At 67.1% G+C, this 1,435-nt stretch carries 1 protein-coding gene; it reads right to left on the bottom strand.

Translation table 11 applies throughout. From position 1 onward, the window contains the following. A partial coding sequence (locus DA085_RS20580) for an IS110 family RNA-guided transposase (protein ID WP_237565647.1) occupies positions 1-1,200 on the bottom strand: 1,200 nt, incomplete at its 3' end. Positions 1,201-1,435 lie beyond the last annotated feature (235 nt).

Genomic DNA, 1,435 nt, shown 5'->3' with positions numbered 1-1,435 from the left:
CTGGCACCCCTCTGTGTCAAGAGGCTGCTGGAAGCGGGGTCGTAGGGTAGGTGGTGCGGGTCCGGGAAGTGGCTTGTCCGAAGAGCTGGTGTCGGGTTGTGAGCCGGTCGCGCTGGAGTCAGAGTCGTTACCCGTGTGCCCTCCCGGGCCCGTCGTCGGGTCTCCTGCAAGGTCGTCGAGCATGGCTCGATAGACCAGGTCGGACAGTCTGCGTTTGAGGCAGCGGATCGCTTCCATGGAGGTCTTCCCGCCGGCCTTCTTTCGCTCGTAGTAGATCCTGCCTTCGGTCGCGTTGCGGAGTTGGACGACGGCCATGATGTGCAGTACCCGGTTGATCTGACGGTTCCCGCCACGACTGAGTCGGTGGCGGGTGTGGTCTCCGGAGGAGGCGTCAATGGGGGCGGTGCCGGTCCAGGACGCGAAGTGGTTGCGGTCGGGGAAGCGGGTGATGTCACCGACCTCGACCAGCAGGCGGGCGGCGCCGGAGGGGCCGATGCCGTGCAACCCCAGCAGGGAGGTCCCGGTCGCTTCCAGCAGTGTCTTGAGTTCCTTGTCCGCGGCCTTGGTGCGGGCGTAGATCTGCGCCAGGTCAGCGGCGAGTTCGGCGGCGTGGGCCTTGCGGACCTTGCCTGCCGCGGTGGTGGGTCGGACCTTCTTGAGCAACTCTTTGGCCTGGGTCGCGGACAGGAACGTCTTCGCCCCGCCGGGGATGAGCTCGAGCAGGAGTTTGTGCAGCTGACAGACCTTGCGGGTGTGTTCCTCACCCAACGAGCGGCGCCGGTCCACGCACATCCGCAGGACCTCCAACTGCTCGTCGTTAACGACTGGGCGCAGCCCGGCCATGCGGACCCCGACCAGGGCGATGGAGTGGGCGTCGGTGGCGTCGGTCTTGCGGCCCTGCCCGGTGGCGAAGATCCGCACCCGCGCGGACATCTTCGCTGGGACGTCGAGCACGGCCTCACCGTCGGCGACCAGCCGGTCGGCGACGTGCTTGCCGATCCCGGCGCAGCCCTCGACCGCCCAGACCCGGCCCGGCCAGGACTGGGCATAGGCCAGCAACTGTTCATACCCGTCGGTGTCGGTGGTGAACCGGCCGCCGCCGAGGATGCTCTCCTCGGCGGTCATGACCTCGATCGTGACCGTGCGCTTGTGCGGGTCCATCCCGATGACGACCCGCGGCACGTCCTCCTGGTGCTCCATGTCCTGCTCCCTTTCGCTCGATGACAGGTTGTGTCGAGCTGGGAGGGCACCGCTACGTACGGCTGGGCATACCCCTCTCGAGCCTCTCGCAGCCCTAGCGGTGACCGGGACGACGCACACCAGTTGTGAGCCACATGCCAAGAGCGTGGGCAGCCGAATTGAGAGCGACCGACCCGGTCACCTAGGACCAAGCCTGGCCAGGCCCGCTCCTACCGTCAATGAAACACGTAGCCGA

Source organism: Ornithinimicrobium cavernae (assembly GCF_003121625.1).
Taxonomy (GTDB): domain Bacteria; phylum Actinomycetota; class Actinomycetes; order Actinomycetales; family Dermatophilaceae; genus Ornithinicoccus; species Ornithinicoccus cavernae.
This window is presented reverse-complemented; position numbering and strand designations above follow the sequence as displayed.